The organism is Kitasatospora sp. NPDC022856, assembly GCF_055561235.1.
Map to the genome: position 1 here is coordinate 1 of NZ_JBVHHE010000010.1, position 19,774 is coordinate 19,774.

At 73.8% G+C, this 19,774-nt stretch carries 15 protein-coding genes; 9 read left to right on the forward strand and 6 right to left on the reverse strand.

The features are described from left to right. Nucleotides 1-178: 178 nt before the first annotated feature. A complete protein-coding gene (locus ACZ34W_RS14335; protein WP_465603939.1) occupies nucleotides 179-1,264 on the forward strand; it encodes an IS110 family RNA-guided transposase in 1,086 nt (361 codons plus the stop codon). Nucleotides 1,265-1,372: 108 nt separating this feature from the next. Further along, nucleotides 1,373-1,699 (forward strand): hypothetical protein, encoded by a 327-nt coding sequence (locus ACZ34W_RS14340; protein WP_465603941.1) that lies wholly within the window; start codon nucleotides 1,373-1,375, stop codon nucleotides 1,697-1,699. A gap of 224 nt (nucleotides 1,700-1,923) precedes the next feature. Here ACZ34W_RS14340 and ACZ34W_RS14345 read toward each other — a convergent pair whose 3' ends face one another. Together ACZ34W_RS14345 and ACZ34W_RS14350 are read right to left on the reverse strand one after the other, a co-directional pair. Next, entirely contained in the window at nucleotides 1,924-2,838 is a 915-nt protein-coding gene (locus ACZ34W_RS14345) for a diacylglycerol kinase (protein WP_465603943.1), read from the reverse strand. Beyond that, a complete protein-coding gene (locus ACZ34W_RS14350; RefSeq protein WP_465603945.1) occupies nucleotides 2,835-4,457 on the reverse strand; it encodes an FAD-binding oxidoreductase in 1,623 nt (540 codons plus the stop codon). The genes ACZ34W_RS14345 and ACZ34W_RS14350 overlap by 4 nt, the downstream gene beginning before the upstream one ends. A 20-nt stretch (nucleotides 4,458-4,477) precedes the next feature. Between ACZ34W_RS14350 and ACZ34W_RS14355 the strand changes: the two genes are divergently transcribed. Continuing rightward, a complete protein-coding gene (locus tag ACZ34W_RS14355; RefSeq protein ID WP_465603947.1) occupies nucleotides 4,478-5,188 on the forward strand; it encodes a TetR/AcrR family transcriptional regulator in 711 nt (236 codons plus the stop codon). A 120-nt stretch (nucleotides 5,189-5,308) separates the two neighbouring features. Then, on the forward strand, nucleotides 5,309-6,865 hold the full coding sequence (locus tag ACZ34W_RS14360; RefSeq protein WP_465603949.1) for a glycerol-3-phosphate dehydrogenase/oxidase: 1,557 nt from the start codon (nucleotides 5,309-5,311) through the stop codon (nucleotides 6,863-6,865). 153 nt (nucleotides 6,866-7,018) lie between these two features. Here the strand turns inward: ACZ34W_RS14360 and ACZ34W_RS14365 are convergent, their stop codons facing one another. Both ACZ34W_RS14365 and ACZ34W_RS14370 read right to left on the reverse strand, forming a co-directional pair. Next, entirely contained in the window at nucleotides 7,019-7,312 is a 294-nt protein-coding gene (locus ACZ34W_RS14365) for a hypothetical protein (RefSeq protein ID WP_329490337.1), read from the reverse strand. Between the two features lie 133 nt (nucleotides 7,313-7,445). Then, on the reverse strand, nucleotides 7,446-8,213 hold the full coding sequence (locus ACZ34W_RS14370) for an SDR family oxidoreductase (protein ID WP_465603952.1): 768 nt from the start codon (nucleotides 8,211-8,213) through the stop codon (nucleotides 7,446-7,448). A gap of 104 nt (nucleotides 8,214-8,317) precedes the next feature. Between ACZ34W_RS14370 and ACZ34W_RS14375 the strand changes: the two genes are divergently transcribed. Continuing rightward, the gene (locus ACZ34W_RS14375) at nucleotides 8,318-9,247 is read left to right on the forward strand and encodes a LysR family transcriptional regulator (RefSeq protein ID WP_465603955.1); all 930 of its coding nucleotides are present in this window, start codon (nucleotides 8,318-8,320) and stop codon (nucleotides 9,245-9,247) included. Nucleotides 9,248-9,413: 166 nt separating this feature from the next. After that, the gene (locus tag ACZ34W_RS14380) at nucleotides 9,414-9,989 is read left to right on the forward strand and encodes a TerD family protein (protein ID WP_329490340.1); all 576 of its coding nucleotides are present in this window, start codon (nucleotides 9,414-9,416) and stop codon (nucleotides 9,987-9,989) included. 60 nt (nucleotides 9,990-10,049) lie between these two features. Here the strand turns inward: ACZ34W_RS14380 and ACZ34W_RS14385 are convergent, their stop codons facing one another. Continuing rightward, the gene (locus ACZ34W_RS14385) at nucleotides 10,050-11,330 is read right to left on the reverse strand and encodes an FAD-dependent monooxygenase (protein ID WP_465603957.1); all 1,281 of its coding nucleotides are present in this window, start codon (nucleotides 11,328-11,330) and stop codon (nucleotides 10,050-10,052) included. Nucleotides 11,331-11,577: 247 nt separating this feature from the next. Between ACZ34W_RS14385 and ACZ34W_RS14390 the strand changes: the two genes are divergently transcribed. The 3 genes from ACZ34W_RS14390 (at nucleotide 11,578) to ACZ34W_RS14400 (ending at nucleotide 15,096) form a co-directional block, all read left to right on the forward strand. Further along, nucleotides 11,578-13,626: an oxidoreductase gene (locus ACZ34W_RS14390; RefSeq protein WP_465603960.1), complete on the forward strand. Its 2,049-nt coding sequence runs from the start codon at nucleotides 11,578-11,580 to the stop codon at nucleotides 13,624-13,626. A gap of 37 nt (nucleotides 13,627-13,663) precedes the next feature. After that, on the forward strand, nucleotides 13,664-14,260 hold the full coding sequence (locus ACZ34W_RS14395) for a PadR family transcriptional regulator (RefSeq protein WP_465603962.1): 597 nt from the start codon (nucleotides 13,664-13,666) through the stop codon (nucleotides 14,258-14,260). Between the two features lie 89 nt (nucleotides 14,261-14,349). After that, nucleotides 14,350-15,096, forward strand: a complete 747-nt coding sequence (locus ACZ34W_RS14400; protein WP_465603965.1) for a hypothetical protein — start codon at nucleotides 14,350-14,352, stop codon at nucleotides 15,094-15,096. A gap of 73 nt (nucleotides 15,097-15,169) precedes the next feature. Here ACZ34W_RS14400 and ACZ34W_RS14405 read toward each other — a convergent pair whose 3' ends face one another. Next, on the reverse strand, nucleotides 15,170-19,636 hold the full coding sequence (locus tag ACZ34W_RS14405; protein ID WP_465603967.1) for a LamG-like jellyroll fold domain-containing protein: 4,467 nt from the start codon (nucleotides 19,634-19,636) through the stop codon (nucleotides 15,170-15,172). Between the last annotated feature and the right edge of the window lie 138 nt (nucleotides 19,637-19,774).

Below are 19,774 nucleotides of genomic sequence, written 5' to 3' on the forward strand. Positions count from 1 at the left end.
GGCGGCAAGGAGCACTGCGGGCCCGTGCCGACCGACACCCTGGACGCTACGGCTGCAGACCGAGCGCCTGGGTCCGATTCAACAAGTCAGGAGCCTGGCCAGAGGCCCCGTCACTGTCTTGTCCACCCGCCCGACCGGCGCGTGCCGCCCTCGGCTCGGACAAGCGACAAGGACGGACATGACCAGCATGACGCACGACGGCCCGGAGATCACCGGCGGAGTCGACACTCACGGCCTGACCCACCACGCGGCGGTGATCGACTCGCTTGGCCGACACCTCGCCGACCGGGAGTTCCCAGCCACCATCGTCGGCTACCGGGACCTGCTGGACTGGATGCGCTCGCACGGCGTCCTGACCGCGGTCGGTGTGGAGGGCACCGGCGCCTACGGTGCCGAACTCGCCCGGGTGCTGGCCGCCGCGGGGGTCACGGTCGTCGACGTCGACCGGCCGGACCGAAAGACCCGGCGGCTGAAGGGCAAGTCCGACCCGATCGACGCCTACGCGGCTGCCACGGCGGTGGCTTCGGGACGGGCCACCGGCGTCCCGAAGAGCCGCGACGGTGTGGTCGAGGCCGCGCGCGTGCTGCGGGTAGGCCGCCGCAGCGCGGTGAAGGCCCGCACCCAGGCGATGAACCAGATCCGCGGCCTGCTCGTGTCCGCTCCGGCGGTCCTGCGCGAGCAGCTCGCGGGGCTGGAACGGGCCGCCCTGATACGCACACTCGCCCGGCTGCGGCCCGGTACGGACCTGTCGACACCTCTGGCCGCGACCAAGGCGGCCCTGCGGTGCCTGGCCCGCCGCCACCAGGCGCTGGACGAGGAGATCACCGAGCTTGACGCCGAGATCGGCCCGCTGGTCCGGGAAGCCGCGCCCGACCTTCTCGCGCTGTTCGGCGTCGGCCCCGAGACCGCCGGCCAGCTTCTCGCATCGGCCGGGGACAACCCCGAACGGATGCGCTCCGAGGGAGCGTTCGCGCACCTCGCCGGCGTCGCACCGATCCCCGCCTCCTCGGGCCGCACCCACCGTCACCGCCTTAACCGAGGCGGTGACCGGGCCGCGAACAACGCCCTCCACACAATCGTGCTGGTCCGCATGCGCTACGACGAACGCACTCGCGCCTACGTCGCCCGCCGCACCAAGGAAGGACTGTCGAAGAAGGACATCACGCGCTGCCTCAAGCGCTTCGTCGCCCGCGAGGTCTACCGCGCACTGACCAGCACTCCAACCTCACGAATCACCCAACCCGACCTTGCTCCTGCGGCTTGACGTCTATAGGAGCATCCGCGCGCACCCGTTCCTCGGGACCGGCCGGATGACGCCCGTCCCCGGGCCCGGCACGTGGACATCCGGGCGGGGTGACGGGAGGATCGGCGCATGACAGCTGACGGACCGTTGACCGAGGAAGACCTCAGCGCAATGGAACGACGCGCCGCCGCGGCGGCGCCGGGCCCGTGGACCGCCTGGCTGGAGGGTCGCCACGGCGTCGGCGGCGACAGCTTCATCCAGGTCCGCCCCGAGGCGGGGCCGGACGACGAGATCCACGTCAGCCGCTTCGTCGAGGGCGCCCGACTGCCCGGACAGGACCCGAGGCTCGACGCGGACATCGACTTCATCGCGGCCGCCCGCCAGGACGTCCCCCGCCTGATCGCCGAGGTGAGGCGGCTGCGGGCGGCAGCGGCGGACCGGTCCCGCGGCTGGTGACTTCCGGGAGGTAGGGCCCCGGAGGCCCCGGCCCCCTCCGCCCGGCACCTCCGCACAGGAAGTCGGCCGGTCCGACATCCTGCGCGGGGGCCGGGGACGCTCGGCTCGTCGCCCCGGACGTCGCGGCGAGTCCCGCCGAAGCAGGGGCGTTCGTTGCCCGGAAGAGGGGTGGGACAGCCCGGGCCGGACCTCAGGCCGGTTTCAGGGCGGTCTCAGGCCGGATTTCAGGCCGGGGTGAGCAGGTGCAGGGAGCCCGGGACGGCCTCGACGTCGACCGGCAGGGCGGCCATGAACTCGCCGTCGGCGTAGGCGGTGATGCCGGGGGAGTCGATCCGCAGCGAGGGCGTGCGGTGGGTGGTGACCTCCGGGTGATCGACGTGGGTGCCCTTGAAGAGGGTGGGGAAGAAGCGGGCGATGCGGTGGCGGGGCATGGCGTCGACGAGGGTGATGTCGAGCAGGCCGTCGGTGGGGTCGGCGGTGGGGCAGATGAGCATGCCGCCGCCGTAGCTGCTGGTGTTGCCGACGGCCGCGAGGGTGAGGTCGCGCGCGATGACGGTGCCGTCGGCGAGGGTGAGGCGGAAGGGGAGCGGGCGGAGGTTGGCGAACTCGACCAGGATGGCGAGGTTGTAGCGCATCCTGCCGTGCGGCCAGCGCAGCCGGTTGGTGCGGTCGCTGACCAGCGAGTCGAAGCCGCTGGCGAGGACGGAGCCGAACCAGCGCCGCGTGCCGTCCGCCGAGGTGATCCGGCCGAGGTCCACCGTGCGGGTGCGGCCGGCGGCGATGACGTCGGCCGCCGCCTCCGGCTCGCCGCGCGGCAGCCCGTACGCGCGGGCGTGGTCGTTGCCGGTGCCCGCCGGGACGACGCCCAGGGGGACCTCCGTCCCCGCGGCGGCCTGGAGGCCGAGGTTGATCATGCCGTCGCCGCCGACGACCACCAGGGCGTCGCAGGAGCCGGCGGAGACGGCCGCGCGGGCCAGGTCGAGCGACTCCTGGGCCGACGAGCCCGCCCGGGCGTCGACCTCGACGCCCAGGGCGCGCAGCCGGTCGGTGGCGCGGCGGGCCGCCGGCTCGGCGTGGCCGGCGGCCGCGGCCGGGTTGGTGAGGAGAACGACCCGCGTGATGGTTCTCCGGTCGGTCATGGGATCAGCTTGCCGGGGTTGAGGATGCCCGCCGGGTCCAGCTCGGCCTTGACCGCGCGCAGGATGCGGACGCCCAGCTCGCCGATCTCCTCGGCCATCCAGGGCCGGTGGTCGGCGCCGACGGCGTGGTGGTGGGTGATGGTGCCGCCGTTGGCGAGGATGGCGTCCCCGGCGGCGCGCTTGGCGACGGCCCAGCGGGCGAGCGGCTCCTCGCCGAGCGCGGCGACGACGGTGAAGTAGAGCGAGGCGCCGGTCGGGTAGACGTGCGAGATGTGGCAGAGCACGAGGGCGGCGGGCAGGGCGCCGGTCAGCGCGGTGGTGACCGCGAGGCGGAGGTCGGCGAGCCGTCGCCAGTCGGTCGCGGTCTCCAGGGTCTCGCAGAGCGCCCCCGCGCTCAGCAGCGAGTCCCGCAGGTACGGCGCGTTGAACCGGCCGTGCTCCCAGGCCCGGGCCGGTGCCTCGCCGAGCGAGGTGGCGCCGGCGGCGAGCAGGACGTCCCGGGTGAGCCGGTGACGGGTCGCGACCTGGTCGGCGGAGCCCTCGAAGACGGTGACCGCAAGGCAGCCGGTGACGGCGGGCTCGCCGCCGATCTTCTCCGTCATCGCGAGGTTGACCATGGTCTCGGCCTCGTCGGAGAGCCGGATCACCGTCGGACCGGTGTCCTGCTGCTCGACCGCGCGCAGTGCGGCCGCGCCGGTGGCGAAGTCCGGGAAGGACCACGCCTCGTAGGCCTTCACGGCGGGCACCGGGTGGATCCGGACGCGGACGGCGGTGATCACGCCCAGCGTGCCCTCCGAGCCGAGGAAGAGCTGACGCAGGTCGGGGCCGGCGGCGGAGGCGGGGGCGCGGCCGAGGTCCAGCACGCCCCCCGGGGTGACGACCCGCAGGCCGCGCACCATCTCGTCGAAGCGCCCGTACCCGGCGGAGTCCTGGCCGGAGGAGCGGGTGGCCGCGAAGCCGCCGATGGTGGCGAAGCGGAAGCTCTGCGGGTAGTGGCCGAGTTCGAAGCCGTGCTCGGCGAGCAGCGCCTCGGCCGCCGGGCCGGTCAGGCCCGCGCCCAGGACGGCCTCGCCGGAGGTGGCGTCCAGGTCGAGCAGCCCGTCGAGGCGGCGCAGGTCGAGCGAGACGACGGCGGTGAGGCCGCCGCGCTCCGGGTCGAGCCCGCCGACCACGCTGGTGCCGCCGCCGAACGGGACCACGGCGATCCGGCGCTCGGCGCAGAGCGCGAGCAGGGCGGCGATCTCGTCCTCGCCGCCCGGCAGCACGACGGCGTCCGGCGCGTCCTGCGGCTCGCGGCTGCGGCGGCGCAGCAGGTCGGGGGTGGACTTGCCGCCCGCGCGGGGGAGGCGGTCCGCGGGGGCCGCGCTGACGTGGGTCTCACCGACCACGGCGGCCAGCGCCTTCAGGTCCGCCTCGGTCAGCCGCGAGGGCCGCAGGGTGACCTCCTCGGCGGCGGGCCCGGGGGCCGCGTCGCCGGTGACGCCGAGGGCGGCGGCCAGCAGGGCTTTGATGTCGGCCGACAGCTCCTTGGCGAGGGCCGGGTCGCCCCAGGCGTCCCACTTCATCGGGGGGAGCGGCAGCGCGGCGTGGGCCGGTCCCGCTTGCGTCTCAGGTGCCATGCGTTACAGTTTCACACATCATGTCAAGTAGTAACGATGATCACGACGGCCGCCCGGTCGGCCCCGGGGCGGGCACCGAGTCCCGCGGCGCGGAGTCCCGCGGCGCGGAGGCGCGCGGCGCGGAGGCGCGCGGCCCTGCGCAGCGTGGAGCCGAGTCGCGTGCGGCCGAGCCGCGCAGTACCGATGACGCCATTCTCGACGCCGCCGCCGAGCTGATCGTCCACCTCGGCGTGCGCCGGACGCAGTTGGCCGAGATCGCCCGGCGCGCCGGGGTCAGCCGGCCGACCGTCTACCGGCGCTGGCCGGACGTCCGGGCGGTGATCGGGGCACTGCTCACCCGGGAGATCCTGGCGACCCAGGCCACCGTCCCGCTGGTGGGCGAGGACCGCGCCGCCTTCGTCGAGGGCGTCGTCGAGGTCGCCGTCCGGCTGCGCGACCACCCGGTGCTCGCCGCCCTGCTGCGCTCGGCCGACTCCGACGCGCTCTTCGAGTACGTCGTCGAGCGGCTCGGCACCAGCCAGCTCGGGCTGCTGGAGGCGTTGCGCAGGGGCATCGAGCAAGGCCAGGCGCACGGCTCGGTCCGCGCCGGCGAGCCCGTCGAGCTGGCCGCGATGGTGCTGCTGATCGCCCAGTCCACCGTCCAGTCGCACCGCATGGTGGCGCAGCTGCTGCCGGAGGCGGCCTGGCGGCGCGAGCTGGCCCGGGCGCTGAACGGATACCTCGCGCCGTGACCGCTCGCGGGGTTCGGGCCGGGGCGGCGGCCCGTCGCGCGGCTGCCTGCCCCGCAGTCGAACGCCCCCTGACCGCTCGCGTCATACCCTGCACGCCGTGACGAACGGATACCTCGCGCCATGACGATCAACGCCGGGCCTTTCGCCGGAACCACCCGACTCAGCTCCCGCCGGCGGGAGGTGGAGCTGGACGCGCTCGCCGCCACCCCGGCCGTCGACCTGCTGGTCGTCGGCGGCGGGGTGACCGGCGTCGGCGTGGCGCTGGACGCGGCCGCGCGCGGACTCCGCGTCGTCCTCGTCGAGGCCCGCGACCTGGCCTTCGGCACCAGTCGGTGGAGTTCCAAGCTGGTCCACGGCGGCCTCCGCTACCTCGCCTCCGGGCGGATCGGCGTGGCCCGGGAGAGCGCCGTCGAGCGCGGCGTGCTGATGACCCGCACCGCCCCGCACCTGGTCCGCCCGCTGCCGCAACTCGTCCCGCTGCTCCCGGGGTTGCTGCGCCCCGGGCAGGCGTCGCTGGTCCGGGCCGGTTTCCTCGCGGGCGACGCGCTGCGGGTGAGCGCGCGCACGCCCGGGGCGGTGCTGCCCCGGATGCGCCGGGTGGACGCCGCCCGGGCCCGCCAACTGGTGCCCGGCGTAAGGTCAGTGGGCCTGGCGGGTGCGCTGGTCGCGCACGACGGTCAACTGGTCGACGACGCACGGCTGGTGGTGGCACTGGCCCGGACGGCCGCGCAGTACGGCGCCACCGTGCTGACCCGGGTCCGGGCGGAGGAGGTCACCGGCAGCTCGGTCCGGCTGGTCGACAGCCTGACCGGGCAGTCCCTGGTCGTCACCGCCGGCGCGGTCGTCAACGCCACCGGCGTCTGGGCGGGCGAGGTCGACCCGTCGATCCGGCTGCGGCCCAGCCGGGGCACCCATCTGCTGGTCGACGCGGCCGCGCTCGGCCACCCCGTCGCCGCGCTCACCGTGCCGGTGCCGGGCTCGACCAGCCGGTTCGTCTTCGCGCTGCCGCAGCAGCTCGGCCGGGTGGCGATCGGGCTGACCGACGAGGACGCGCCGGGACCGGTCCCGGACGAGCCGCAGCCGACCGAGGCCGAGCTCGACTTCCTCCTCGACACCGTCAACGCGGCCCTGGCCACCGAGTTGACCAGGGCGGACGTGCGCGGCGCCTACGCCGGGCTGCGGCCGCTGATCGACACCGGCGGCGGCAGCACGGCGGACATCTCCCGCCGGCACGCGGTGCTGGAGTCCCCGTCCGGGGTGATCACGGTGGTCGGCGGCAAGCTCACCACCTACCGGCGGATGGCCGAGGACGCGGTGGACACCGCCGTCCGCCTGCGCGGCCTGCCGGCCCGCGACTGCTGGACGGCCCGGCTGCCCCTGGTCGGCGCGCCCGGGCACCGGGACAGCCGGCCGGTGCCGGAGGGCGGCGTGCCCGCATCGCTGCTCGCCCGGCACGGCGGCGCGGCCCGTGAGGTCCTGGCGGCGGGCGGCGCCGAGCCGATCGCCGAGGGCATCGACGTGACCCGTGCCGAGATCGCCTACGCGGTGACGCACGAGGGCGCCCTGGACGCCGGGGACGTGCTCGACCGGCGGACCCGGATCGGCCTGGTCGTGGCGGACGCCGCCCGGGCCCGCGCGGCGGTGGAGGAGATCGTGGAGCGGTCCCTGGCGGGGTAGCGGCCGGCCGCGGGGCCTCATCGCCGGGCCCCCGCGGCCGGGCGCCGGAAGGCCGGCCCTCACACCCCGGCCCTCGCCGCCGGGCGCCGGAACGCCCGACCCTCGACGCCGGGCTCACGCCGCCCGGCCTTCAACGCCCGGTGCCGGAACGCCTCACTGCTCGACGCGTTCCGGCACCGGGTGGACGGTGCCGTCCAGGTCGACCGTGCAGGTGAGCGGGTGCTCCGCCGAGCCGGTCCGTTCCAGCCGGACCGAGACCGGCAGCGGGGGATCCTCGGGCAGCCGGACGGCCAGGGTGAGCGGGTAGAGGCCGTGGCCGTGGACGCGGTGGAAGGCACACTCCCGGCCGTCCACCAGCAGTTCGGTCTCGGTGATCCAGCCCGAGCGGACGTTCACGGTGACGGACCGGCCCGCCCGGTCGAGGTGGAAGCTGTACCGGCGGCGCACGGCACCTCCCGCGCGGGGGTCCTGGCCCGCACGGCCAGTCTAGGCCGGACCTCGCGGCGTGGCCGGAGCGCGTGCTCCGCCACCTGGGCGGGGCACCGGGCTCCGCCCACGGCTCCGCCCACGCCCTTCGCGGTCAGACCAGGCGGCCGCCGCCGTCCACGTGCAGGACCGTTCCGGTGACGAACGGGCTGGCCATCGAGAAGAGGACGGCGCGGACCAGGTCGTCCGGGCTGCCGACCCGGCGGGCGGGGTTGCGCTCGGCGACCGCGCGCAGGAACGGCTCCTTGTCGGTGCCCATCCGGTCCCAGGCGCCGCTGTCCACGATGCCGGGGGAGACGGCGTTGACCCGGACCGGGGCGATCTCGACCGCGAGGGCCTGCACCAGGAAGGCCAGCGCGCCGTTGGTGGCGGCCATCACCGTGCGGGCGGGCGCCGGGCGCCAGGCGGCGACGCCGGAGAAGAAGGTGAACGAGGCGCCGTCCGGCCCGTCGGTCGCGGCCTGGCCGGCCAGGTGCTTCGCGAGCAGCAGCGGGCCGACCACCTTGGCCGCGAACGCGCGCTGGACGTCGACGAGTTCGAGTGCGGCGAGCGGGCCGTTGGCGGGCATCGCGGCGGTCGAGACCAGGTGGTCGAACCGGCCGGTCGCGGCGGCGAGGGCGGCGATCGACGCCTCGTCGGTGAGGTCCACGGGGACGACCCGGGACGGGCCGGACAGCTCGCCGGCGGTCCACTCCAGCTTGCGCGGGTCGGGGCCGGCCAGGACCAGTTCGGCGCCGGCCGCGGAGGCGGTGCGGGCGAGCGCGCGACCGGTGTTGGAGCCGGCGCCGACGACCACGACGCGGCGCCCTTCGAGGGCGGCGGGGGCGAGGGCGGGCGCGGTGGCAGGGGAGGTGGCGGTCATGATCGATACTCCGGGAGAAGGGGGGCGGTTTCGTGTTCCACCCTGCGCCGAGCTGCACCGATGCGTCCAAGGCTTGTCTTTTCGCCGAGCCATAAACTCTGTGCATGGCCACTCTCCGACAGCTCGAATACCTGGTGACCGTCGTCGACACCGGTTCGTTCACCCGGGCCGCCGAGCTGCTGCACGTCACCCAGCCCGCGCTCTCCCACCAGGTACGGGCACTGGAGCGGGCCGTCGGCGGGACGCTGCTGGAGCGCCTGCCGCGTGCCGTCCGGTTGACGCCGATGGGCCGGGCGGTGCTCCCGCACGCCCGCGCCGCGCTCGCCGACGCCGAGCGCCTGCGCACCGCGGCCCGTCTCGCGGCCGGTCTGGACGGTGGCGAGCTCGAACTCGCCACCGTCTACTCGATCAGCCTCGGCATCCTGCCGCCGGTGCTGCGGGCCTGGCACCGGCTCCACCCGAAGGTGCGGATCCGGCTGCGCGAGTACGCCCACAACGACGAGCTGCGCGCGGCGATGGCGGCCGGTCAGGCCGACGTCGCGGTCGGTACGCCGCCGCCGGACTGGGAGGGGCCGATCCGGGAGCTGGGCGTCGAGGAGTTCGTGCTGGCGCTGCCGGCCGAACCGGACGCGGTGCCGGCGGGCCGGGTGGTCCGGCTGGCGGACCTGTCCGGGCGCGACTGGGTGCACTACGCGCCGGGCAACGGCCTCGCCGACCTGCTCGACGGGGCGTGCGCGGAGGCCGGGTTCCGGCCGAGGGCCGCGGTGCGGACCGAGCAGACGGCCGCCGCGCCGCTGCTGGCCGCGGCCGGGCTTGGGCCGGCCCTGGTGCCCGCCAACCTCGTCCCGCCGGGCTTCGACGGCCTGGTCCGCCTGCCCGAGCCGCCCGTGCGGCGCCCGCTCGCGGCGTACACCCGGACCCGGCCGGATCCGCTGACGGCGGCCTTCGTCGATCTGCTGGCGCGGCAGGCCTGCCTGCTGCCGCCGCACGTCGCCGAGGTGCTCGCGGGGGCGGCGGCGGCGCCCGGCGAGTAGCGGTGGAGCGGGCCGGCGAAGGGTCGGGAGCACGTCGGGCGGCCGGGGCGCGCGCGGGTGGGTGCCGCCGGGGGCGCACGACGGGGGCGCATCAGGTCGGATGGATTCTCGTGATCTCTACAGTGTTGTAGATTCTTTCGGAGGGAGAGCAACCGAGGAGGGCATCGTGGGAGTTTCGCTGGCCAAGGGTGGCAATGTCTCGCTGACCAAGGAGGCGCCGGGCCTGACCGCCGTCATCGTCGGTCTGGGCTGGGACGTGCGGACCACCACCGGGGCCGACTACGACCTGGACGCGAGCGCGCTGCTCTGCAACGCGCTCGGCAAGGTGGTCTCGGACCAGCACTTCGTCTTCTTCAACAACCTGCGCAGCCCCGAGGGTTCGGTCGAGCACAGCGGCGACAACCTGACCGGTGGCGGCGACGGCGACGACGAGCAGATCAGGGTCGACCTCGACGCGGTGCCGGCCGGGGTGGCCAAGGTGGTCTTCCCCGTGTCGATCTACGACGCCGACGCCCGCCTGCAGAGCTTCGGCCAGGTCCGCAACGCGTTCATCCGGATCGTCAACCAGGCCAACGGCCAGGAGATCGCCCGGTACGACCTCTCCGAGGACGCCTCGACCGAGACCGCGATGGTCTTCGGCGAGCTGTACCGCAACGGCGCCGAGTGGAAGTTCCGCGCCATCGGCCAGGGGTACGCCTCCGGCCTGCGCGGCATCGCCACCGACTACGGCGTCAACGTCTGAGGCGCCAGAGCCACCCCCGGACCGTCGGCGCGCCGGTCCGGGGGTGAAACACGGTGACAATCAGAAGTTCTGACACCCCGTCGGTGGACGGCCGAGCGCGTGGCCGCCGAACCCGCCCGTACCGGCGACCTGTTGGCGCCACCACGCGGTCATCGCGTCCTCGTCCATGGCCGCCCAGTCGGGCGCCCCGGTCACCTGGGCCCGCCCGAGCCGCCGGCCGACCTCGACCATCTCCCGCCCCACCGTGCCGCGTTCGCGGTCGTACGCGGGCAGCAGCTCCGCCCAGGAGTCCGCCGCCCGCCAGGCGTCCTCGAAGGCGCAGGCGTCCTGCACCGCCTTGACCGCGCCGCTGGTGTTGTGCGGGCGGACGACGGTGGCCGCGTCCCCGGCCAGCAGTAGGCGCCCGGCGGTCCGGCGCGGCGCCGCGAGGTCGTAGATCGGCTGGATGAAGGTCCGCTCGCGGGGGGAGAGCGCGACGACCCCCGCCCAGTAGGAGGGAAGGTGCCGCTCGGCCAGCTCGGCCAGTTCCTCGAACTGCCCGCCGGTGAGCGCGCCGGCCGGGACGCTGGTCGGGTCGCCCGGCCGCAGCCAGGCCGGGGTCGGCGCGTAGAAGACGAAGTTGACCTGGGTGGAGCCCGGGGTCAGGCCGGGTATGCGGTAGAGCACCACCTGGCCGCCGGGGTAGCAGACCGTGATCACCTCGTGCTCCGGCCAGAGTGCCGCGCCGCCGGGCAGCCCGTCCAGCAGCCGGGCGTCGAAGCTGCCGCGCCAGCAGACGTAGCCCGCGTACTCGGGCCGGGCCTCGGGGCAGACGGCCTCGCGGACCACCGAGCGGTAGCCGTCGGCGCCGATCACCAGGTCGTACGGCTCGCGTCCGCCGGCCGCGCCGGTCACCCAGGCGTGGTCGGTGCCGGTGCCCGGGGCGCCGGCACCGGAGGTGCCGTTCCCGACGGCGGGGACGGCCTCGCCGAGCCGGAACTCCACACTGTCCGGGGTGCGTTCGCGCAGCGACTGCCAGAGCACGCCCCAGTGGTAGGAGCGGAACGGCATCTCCTGCGCCCAGAGCAGCCGCCCGCGCGGTCCGCCCCCGCCGTCGGGATCGCGCGCCAGCCAGTGCCGTTCGGTCAGCCGGTGCCACCGCATGCCGTCGTCGAGGTGGCCGGCGCTCGCCAGTTCGGCGAAGCGGTCCTCCAGCACGCAGAGGCCGACGCCGCGGTCCTCCAGCCGGCCGGGGCTGCGCTCCAGCACGACCACCCGCTCCGCCCCGCCCCGGGCGGCCGCCCGCGCGAACGCGCACCCCGCGATGCTGCCGCCGACCACGGCTATCGATCCGCCTCGCACAGTCGTCCCCTCCCCGGGGTTCTCCGAACCCCCACCGGTCCCGGGGTTCCTCCGAACCCCCGCCGAGGAGGAACCCTACGCACATCCGGCCCCGAGCTGACGAGTGGTCAGGCAACTTCGGACGCGGCCGGGCGGGGCCGGCCGTCGTCCCCCGGAGGGCGCGTTTATGCAACTAGTTGCATACTCGGCTCCACGTCCCCTACCGTGTGGTAACAACGAGCCGCCGCACGCCGCACAGGAGACGCCGATGAGCACCGACCCCCACCGGGCCCGGAAGCCGTACCCGCACCTGCTGAGCCCGCTCGACCTCGGCTTCACCACCCTCCCCAACCGCGTGATCATGGGATCGATGCACGTCGGCCTGGAAGAGGCGCCGAACGGCTTCGAGCGGATGGCCGCGTTCTACGCCGAGCGCGCCCGCGGCGGCGTCGGCCTGATCGTCACCGGCGGCATCGCCCCCAACGAGGCCGGCCGGCCCTGGGGCGGCGGCGCCATGCTCACCACCGAGGCGGAGGCCGACCGGCACCGCGTCGTCACCGACGCCGTGCACGCCGCCGGCGGCCGCATCGCGATGCAGATCCTGCACTTCGGCCGCTACGCCTACCACCCCGACCTGGTCGCGCCCAGCGCCCTCCAGGCCCCGATCAGCCCCTACGTGCCGAACGCCCTCACCGCCGAGCAGGTCGAGCAGACGATCGAGGACTTCGTCCGCTGCGCCGCCCTCGCGCAGCGGGCCGGCTACGACGGCGTCGAGATCATGGGCTCCGAGGGCTACCTGATCAACGAGTTCACCGCCGCCGCCACCAACCACCGCGAGGACGAGTGGGGCGGCGCCTACGAGAACCGGATGCGCTTCCCGGTCGAGATCGTCCGCCGGGTCCGCGAACGGGTCGGCCCCGACTTCATCCTGGTCTACCGCCTCTCCATGCTCGACCTCGTCCCCGGCGGCTCCACCCTCGCCGAGGTCGTCCGGCTCGCCCAGGCCGTCGAGGCGGCCGGCGCGACCATCATCAACTCCGGCATCGGCTGGCACGAGGCGCGGATCCCCACCATCGCCACCTCCGTCCCGCGCGGCGCCTACGCCTGGGTGACGAAGAAGGTGATGGGCTCGGTCGGCATCCCGCTCGTCACCAGCAACCGCATCAACACCCCCGAGATCGCCGAGCAGTTGCTCGCCGACGGCTGCGCCGACCTCGTCTCGCTGGCCCGCCCGCTGCTCGCCGACCCCGACTTCGTCGCCAAGGCGCGGCGCGACCGCTCCGCCGCCATCAACACCTGCATCGGCTGCAACCAGGCCTGCCTGGACCACACCTTCAGCGGGCAGATCACCTCCTGCCTGGTCAACCCGCGCGCCTGCCACGAGACCGAACTCGTCCTCGCACCGACCAAGCGGCGCAAGCGGATCGGCGTCGTCGGCGCCGGCCCGGCCGGGCTCGCGTTCGCCGTCTCCGCCGCCGAACGCGGCCACGCCGTCACCCTGTTCGACGCCGCCGACACCGTCGGCGGGCAGCTGAACGTGGCCCGGCGGATCCCCGGCAAGGAGGAGTTCGACGAGACGCTGCGCTACTACCGCACCCGGCTGGCCGAGTTGGCGGTCGAGCTGCGTCTCGGCGCACTGGTCGACGCGGAGCAGCTCGCCGCCGAGGGCTTCGACGAGATCGTCCTCGCCACCGGCGTCACCCCGCGCACCCCGGCCGACCTCCCGGGCATCGACCACCCCAGCGTCGTCGGCTACCTGGACGTGCTGCGCGACGGCGCGCCCGTCGGCGAGCGGGTCGCCGTCCTCGGCGCGGGCGGCATCGGCTTCGACGTCGCCGAGTACCTCACCGACCAGGGCGACGCCGCCAGCCTCAACCCGCCGGTGTTCCACCGCAAGTGGGGCATCGACCCGGAGTACCGCGAGCGCGGCGGCCTCACCCGCCCCGAGCCGCCCCGCCCCCCGCGCAGCGTCCACCTGATGCAGCGCAAGGCCACCAAGGTCGGCGCCGGCCTCGGCAAGACCACCGGCTGGATCCACCGCACCGAGCTCAAGCACCGCGGCGTCACCATGGTCGCCGGCGCGAGCTACGAGCTGATCGACGACGCCGGCCTGCACTTCGTCGTGGACGGCGAACGGCAGCTCCTGCCCGTGGACACCGTCGTCCTCTGCACCGGCCAGGAACCCCGCCGCGACCTGGACGCCGCCCTGCGCGAGCTCGGCATCACCCCCCACCTGATCGGCGGCGCCGACGTGGCCGCCGAACTCGACGCCAAGCGCGCCGTGAAGCAGGGCACCGAACTGGCCGCCACGATCTGACGGGGGCGGGTGCTCCGGTGGGATCTAGGATCGGGGCATGTCCCTGCCGCACGCCATCCTGACCGCCCTGCTGGAGAAGCCGTCCTCGGGGCTGGAGCTGACCCGGCGGTTCGACAGGTCGATCGGGTTCTTCTGGTCCGCCACCCACCAGCAGATCTACCGGGAGCTCGGCCGGCTGGAGGCGGCCGGGCTGATCCGGGCGCTCCCGCAGGACGGTCCGGCGCGGGGGCAGAAGAAGGAGTACGACGTCCTGCCCGCCGGCCGCGCCGAGCTCGAACGGTGGACGGCCGGCGGGGACGACCCGAAGGCCGTCCGCGAGCCGCTGTTGCTGCGGCTGCGCGCGGCGGCGGTGGTCGGCACTGCCGGGCTCGACGCCGAGCTGGCCCGCCACCTCGCGCTGCACCGTGCGCAGTTGGCCGACTACCGGGAGATCGAGCGGCGGGACTTCCCGTCGGGCCGGGCGGCGGAGGGTGGCCGGCCCGCCGAGGGCGACGAGCCGGCCGACGGGGACCGGCTGCGGCACGCCGTACTGCGGGCCGGAATCGGGTTGGAGTCCTTCTGGGTGGAGTGGCTCACCGAGACCCGGGCCGCCCTGCCCGCAGACCCGTCCCGTCCTGGCCTCCCTACGGCCTGACCTGCGACGATGTCGCGTGGGCGGGCGCGGCCGCAGGCCCGGTGGGACACTGAGTGCCTGTCCCTGCCCGACTCCCGATCGGGGGCCGTATGTCTCACCCGAGGCCTCTCCTCGCCCTCACCGCCGCAGCCGTGGTCACCGTGCTCACCTTCGGGGCGGCCGGTATCGCCACCGGCTCCGCGGCTCCGTCGGCCGTGACGATCCGGGCGGCCGCGCCGGCCGGCCAGCTCCCCACGGCCGACCAGCTGAAGGCGGCCCTGCTGAGCAACACCGAACTCGGCCCGAACTTCTCCGAAGTCCCGGTCGCCGACAGCCCGACGGCGGCGGGCGGCGCCTCCCCGGTCGCCGGCTGCGACGCGCTCCGCGCCCTGCTGAACGGGAACGAATCCGGGCCGTCCTCTCAACTGCCGCACCAGGAGATCGAGTTCGACGGCCCCGACGGCAACCCGATGCTGACCGAGTCGCTCACCGCCGAGGACGCCACCCAACTCACCAGCGACCTCACCGTGGTGTCCGACGCGTTCACCGACTGCCACAGCCTCACCTTCAACGACGGGACCGACGCCTCCGTGACCTTCACCGTCACCCCCGTCACCCTGGGCGACCGCAAGGACGCCCCCGCCGTCCGTCTCGACGGCACCCTCGCCGGCGTCCCGCTCAGCGGCTACCTCGCGGTCGAACGCTTCGGCACCGTCGCCCTCTCCTACGGCTTCTACCAGCGCGACGACCCCTCCTCCCAACTCGCCTCCCTCTACTACCGCGCCGCCGTCGCCAAGGCCGAACGCACCCTCGGCACCGCCGCCGGCACCGCCACCGCCCCACCCGCCTCGGTCTGACCCCCTCGACAACGACGAACGGCCCCCTCCCGAGCACCACTCGGGAGGGGGCCGTACGCGTGCGCCTCAGGGCTCAGCGCGTCTGAGCCTCGAAGTACCAGCGCTGGTTCGGAGCGCCGTTGCACTGCCAGACCCCGAGCGCGGCCCCGTTGCCGGTGTTCCACCCCGGCAGTTCGAGGCAGGTGGCGGAGTCCGGGTTGTACAGCGAACCGTCGTACTGCCGCACCCAGGTCTGCGTCGTGGGGTCACCGCAGGGCTGGACCGTGACGTTGCTGCCCCAGTGCGCGGGCTCGTCCTTGGTGCCGAGGCAGCGATCGGTGCCCGGGACCTTCAGCTGGTTCTTCTCGGTCAGCGTGAAGTGCTGGTTGTCGCCGTTGTAGCAGTCGTGTACGGCGGCGTAGGCACCGAGACCGCCGCCCCAGTTGTCGACGCACTTGCCGGGGCTGTAGGCGCTGTGGATCTGCACACTGGCGGCGGTGGTGGCCAGGGCGTTGACCTGCTGGTCGGTCAGCGCGTACGGGTAGAGCCGGACGTCGCTGATCGCGCCGCTCAGTCGATCGCTGGGGCCGGGGTAGCGGGAGGTGACATCGCCGCCGATGTTCACCGTGCCGTTGGTCTTCCAGACTCCGGGGATGTTCGCGGAACCCGCCGCCCGGCCGTTGACGAAGAGCGTCGCGACACCGGTGCCGGCGTTGTACGTCCCCACCAGGTGGGTCCAGACACCGGTCAGCGGCGACGGCCGAGCGCCGTCGTCCACCACCGCGTAGTAGGTGCCGGTGTGGTAGTTGTCCGATTCCGGGAAGACGAAGGCCCACTTGCCGAACTGGGCCGAGTACTGGAGGTAGAAGGGGCTCCGGTCCTGGCCGGCCAGCGAGACGACGGTCTGGTAGTCGTTGGTGTTGTCGAGCTTCGCCCAGGCGGCCACGGTGTAGCTCTGCGTGGTGTCCAGACCGGGCTTCTCGGCGGTCGGGCCGACCGGAGCGGTCGACCGGTAGACCTTGGTGCCGTCGAAGGCGGTGGCCTTGTTGGCCGCACCGTTGTGATCGGTGGTGCGCGCGATGTTCTCCTTCGGGTACAGCGCGTTGGTGTCACCGGTGTCGCCGCCGCTGCGGCCGTCCAGCGCCCACCAGAGCGGATTCACCCCGGTGTCCCCGATCGTCTCGGGGCCGACCTGCCAGGCGAAGCCGGCGTTGGCGGTGCCAGGGTCGGTCGTCTGTCCCCACCACACGTCGATCCGGCCCTCCGCGGTCTTGCCCCACAGCGTCGGGTGGCCGGATCCGGTGAGGTCACCGTCGGAGCCCAGGACCGGCCAGCCGTCCACCGGCACCGCGCCGATCTTCGCGGTGGTCGCGATCTGGGTCAGCGTCGGCACCGTCAGGGGTGCACCGTTGTCATCGAGGACCGGCTGGCCCTGGTCGTTGGTGGCGACCACCGTACCGGTGGTGAGGGTGTAGGCGAACAGGTCGCCCTGTGCCCCGTCGGCGGCCGTCCGCAGGTTGCGCGCCCACAGGCCGGGGTGGCCCTGCTTCGCCCAGTCGCCGGGGGTGATGAGCTCCTTGTCCTTCCACCCGGAGGCTGCCAGCCGGACCGGCTTGCCGAGGGTGTTTGTCCCGGTGGCGGGGTAGTACCAGAGCGCGGCGTCCGCCCCGTTGTCGGTGCTCTCGACGGTGAGCAGGCCCGTCCTGTTCCTGAACTTCAGGCCGGCGTCGAGGTCGGTGTGCACCGGGTCCCCCAGAGCGGCTATCCGCAGGGTGGTGGACCAGTTCGCGGCGTTGTAGCCGGCCGCCGTGTACCAGGCGCAGGTCTCCGTCGCCGTCACCACGCACTGCGGTTTGGTGAGCTTGGCCTTTGAGTTGATCCGTCCGACGACGTTGTCGTTGTTGGGGTTGCCGTAGACCCAGAGGTTGGTGTCCCCGGGAGCATGGGCGATGACGTCGTCCACGTTGTGCCCACCGGTCAGGGTGCCCCGGTGGGTGAGCTGGATGTTGTTCCAGCCCTGCCCCGTCGGCGAGTCCGCCGCCGTGGCGGCGACCGCCACGGCCGGACTGGTGGCGTGGGGGTTCCCGGGCGCGTTGTAGGTGCGCAGGTAGCCGGACTGATCCGGGGTGAGGATGTCCGGTGCGCTGTCACCGGTGAGGTCGCCGAAGGCCGGCGGAGGTCCGTCCGGATTCCACGGGACGTAGAAGGCGTACTGGGCGATCGGCGACACGTTGCTCGCGTTGTCCATCACCTGGAGGTAGAGGATGTTGGTCCCCCAGTGCGTCGGAAGGACGCCGATGCCGCCCTGGGGGAACGAGGCGCCGCAGGACCAGCTCGCGCCCGCCAGCTGTGGGTTCCACGACCAGCGGGCACAGACCAGACCGGAGGGGGAACCGCCGTTCGGCGCCGCGTCGGCCGCGGTGAACGGGACGACGCCCCACTCACCGGAGCGCTTCTTGGAGACCTGGCCGTTGCCGGAGGGCGGGAACTGGTTCGCCAGGTCGGCCTCGGACAGCTGGCTGTAGACGTTCGGGACGCTCAGCGTCGGCGGCGTGAGGTCGATGCCGAACCGGCACGTGGGCGTCGACTCGGACTTCGCGTCGATCAGGGTGTCGTAGGACTGGGCGCCCCACCCGTAGACGTGGCCGTCCGTGAGCACGGCGGGCGGCACCGGGAAGCCGGCGACCCCTCCGTTGGGGACCTCCTCCGAGTTGCCGCTCGCCACGTCCGGCGCGCCGGGCAGTGAGTAGTCCCAGATGTGGGTCCAGGACCTGAGCGTGTTCTGTATCGGGCTGTGCACGTTGACGTTCAGCGAGACGTTGCCGTTGAACCCGGCCGAGGAGTTCATCCAGCCCAGGGAGGAGCCGTCGCAGCCCTGGTTGGTGGTCCGGGGATCGGCGGTGCTGGGGGCCGGCCAGGCGTTCGGATTGGTGGGGGTCTCGGGGTAGCGGTCGTACTCGACCACGACGACCGGCCGGTAGTCCATCCGCTTGAACGCGAGCTTGTTCTGCTCGTCCCGGGCGAAGAGGCCGAAGGTCAGCGAGTCCCGCGACGGTGCGTAGTTCTGGTAGGCGGAGGTGACGTCGTAGTCGAACTGGAGGTTGTCGTGGCAGCCGTTGCCGCCGGATCCGGCCACGTCGGTGGAGCCGACCCGGTCGCCGACGACCGCCGGGGGGTTGGACCAGGTGGTCCCGTTGTCGATCCCCCCGGTCAGGTACAGGTCCACCGGGTACTTGTTGGTGCAGGAGTGGTCGGCGGACTCGTACTCCCAGACCGACATGGTCGCCCGGTGGATGTAGATGTCGTTGTACCAACGGGTATCGAACTGGAAGTAGGAGCGTTCGACACCCTTGACGGTCTGGTACCCCTGGTAGCCCACGCCGGGGTGGTCGTACGCCTGGCCGGTGGCAGTCGTCTTCAGGTAGTTGGAGTCATAGGGATGGCCCGACTGCGTCCACGTCCAGGCGTTTCCCTCGCGCCGGTCGTACTGCCAGACCGGGTCGATGAACCAAGGGCCCTGGCCCTGGCCGAGGACGGACCGGTCGGGGACCACCTCGATGCCGTCCGCGGTGGCGGTGGTGGCCATGGTGGCGACCTTCGCGTCGACGCCCGGTCCGTCCGCGGTGCTCGTCCGGGGCGACTTTCCAGGTGTGCCGGAGTCCGCGCCGTCCACGCCTGCGGCGGCCCGCGCGGACTTGCCGGCCGGGGGAGCGGCCGCGGTGGAGCTGTCCCAGATCCGGGGAGCTGGAGCATGCCAGGCGACGGTTCCGTCCGTCGCGCTCGCGGTGAGGTTGTTGGCCGCGTCCGCCTTCACCGTCACGCCCTTGGTGGTGGTGCCGAAGCGGACCTTCTGGAGCTTCGGGTCGGTCGCCGCCTCGGGGGTCTTGACGATGAGGACGGTGCTGAGACCGCCGGTGGCGGACGCGGTCACTTTCAGGTCGACGCCGGGGGCGACCTCCGGGTAGACGAGGCCGTCGCCGTCCTCGTCCACGGTGGGTGTGGTGAGCGGGAACGGCGACTGGATGGCGAGCGTCTCGCCCGCCGGGCTGCTCAGCGTGCCGAGCGGTCCGGGGCCGCCGCCCGAGAGATGGACGCCGGACGCCGCGACCCTGGGCCGGTACCCGCCCGCCGGGTCGGCGACGAGGGTCGCGTCGAGCTTGGCCCAGGTGCCGTCCGGCTGCTTCGCCCGCTGCTGGTCGGCGTGCTGGCTGCGGGAGAGGTGTCCCTGCGGGGTGGCGACGGTCTCGCTGAACGCATCGGTCAGCTCCGGCACCGGGACGGGCTTTCCGGTCGCCTTGGCGCGGGCGGCCGCTCTGTTGGCGGCAGCGGACACGGTCTTCTCGTCGGCCCGCTTGGCGTCGGCCTCGGCCATGATCGCGGAGAGGCCGGGCGAGGAGCTGGTGGGCGGGGCCGGTGTCGGCGCGGAGGCCGGTGCGGCGAAGGCGACCGGTGCCCCCGAGGTCAGGGCGAGGAGAAGGCCGACGGCAGCGGCGACGGACCGCCGGGACGAGTGGTCGGAAGAGCGCGCGCCGGAGCGAGCTCCGGGCGGAGCGGCAGGCATGGTGAGTCCCCCACGGAAGTGTCGGATCAGCTGCGCGTGGAAGATCTGTGAAGCTCACGCGCAGAGGCTGCTAGCAAGCTGTCGCAGAGGGTGACGGTTCGTCAACCGATTATTCGTACGGGTGTCCGATTTGCAGAG

Excerpts from the sequence above, each read along its gene's own strand:
- ACZ34W_RS14350 (WP_465603945.1), bottom strand. The coding sequence starts at position 4,457 with ATGGCACCTGAGACGCAAGCGGGACCGGCCCACGCCGCGCTGCCGCTC.
- ACZ34W_RS14340 (WP_465603941.1), top strand. The coding sequence starts at position 1,373 with ATGACAGCTGACGGACCGTTGACCGAGGAAGACCTCAGCGCAATGGAA.
- ACZ34W_RS14335 (WP_465603939.1), top strand. The coding sequence starts at position 179 with ATGACCAGCATGACGCACGACGGCCCGGAGATCACCGGCGGAGTCGAC.
- ACZ34W_RS14375 (WP_465603955.1), top strand. The coding sequence starts at position 8,318 with ATGGCCACTCTCCGACAGCTCGAATACCTGGTGACCGTCGTCGACACC.
- ACZ34W_RS14370 (WP_465603952.1), bottom strand. The coding sequence starts at position 8,213 with ATGACCGCCACCTCCCCTGCCACCGCGCCCGCCCTCGCCCCCGCCGCC.
- ACZ34W_RS14390 (WP_465603960.1), top strand. The coding sequence starts at position 11,578 with ATGAGCACCGACCCCCACCGGGCCCGGAAGCCGTACCCGCACCTGCTG.
- ACZ34W_RS14355 (WP_465603947.1), top strand. The coding sequence starts at position 4,478 with ATGTCAAGTAGTAACGATGATCACGACGGCCGCCCGGTCGGCCCCGGG.
- ACZ34W_RS14360 (WP_465603949.1), top strand. The coding sequence starts at position 5,309 with ATGACGATCAACGCCGGGCCTTTCGCCGGAACCACCCGACTCAGCTCC.
- ACZ34W_RS14405 (WP_465603967.1), bottom strand. The coding sequence starts at position 19,636 with ATGCCTGCCGCTCCGCCCGGAGCTCGCTCCGGCGCGCGCTCTTCCGAC.
- ACZ34W_RS14395 (WP_465603962.1), top strand. The coding sequence starts at position 13,664 with ATGTCCCTGCCGCACGCCATCCTGACCGCCCTGCTGGAGAAGCCGTCC.
- ACZ34W_RS14345 (WP_465603943.1), bottom strand. The coding sequence starts at position 2,838 with ATGACCGACCGGAGAACCATCACGCGGGTCGTTCTCCTCACCAACCCG.
- ACZ34W_RS14400 (WP_465603965.1), top strand. The coding sequence starts at position 14,350 with ATGTCTCACCCGAGGCCTCTCCTCGCCCTCACCGCCGCAGCCGTGGTC.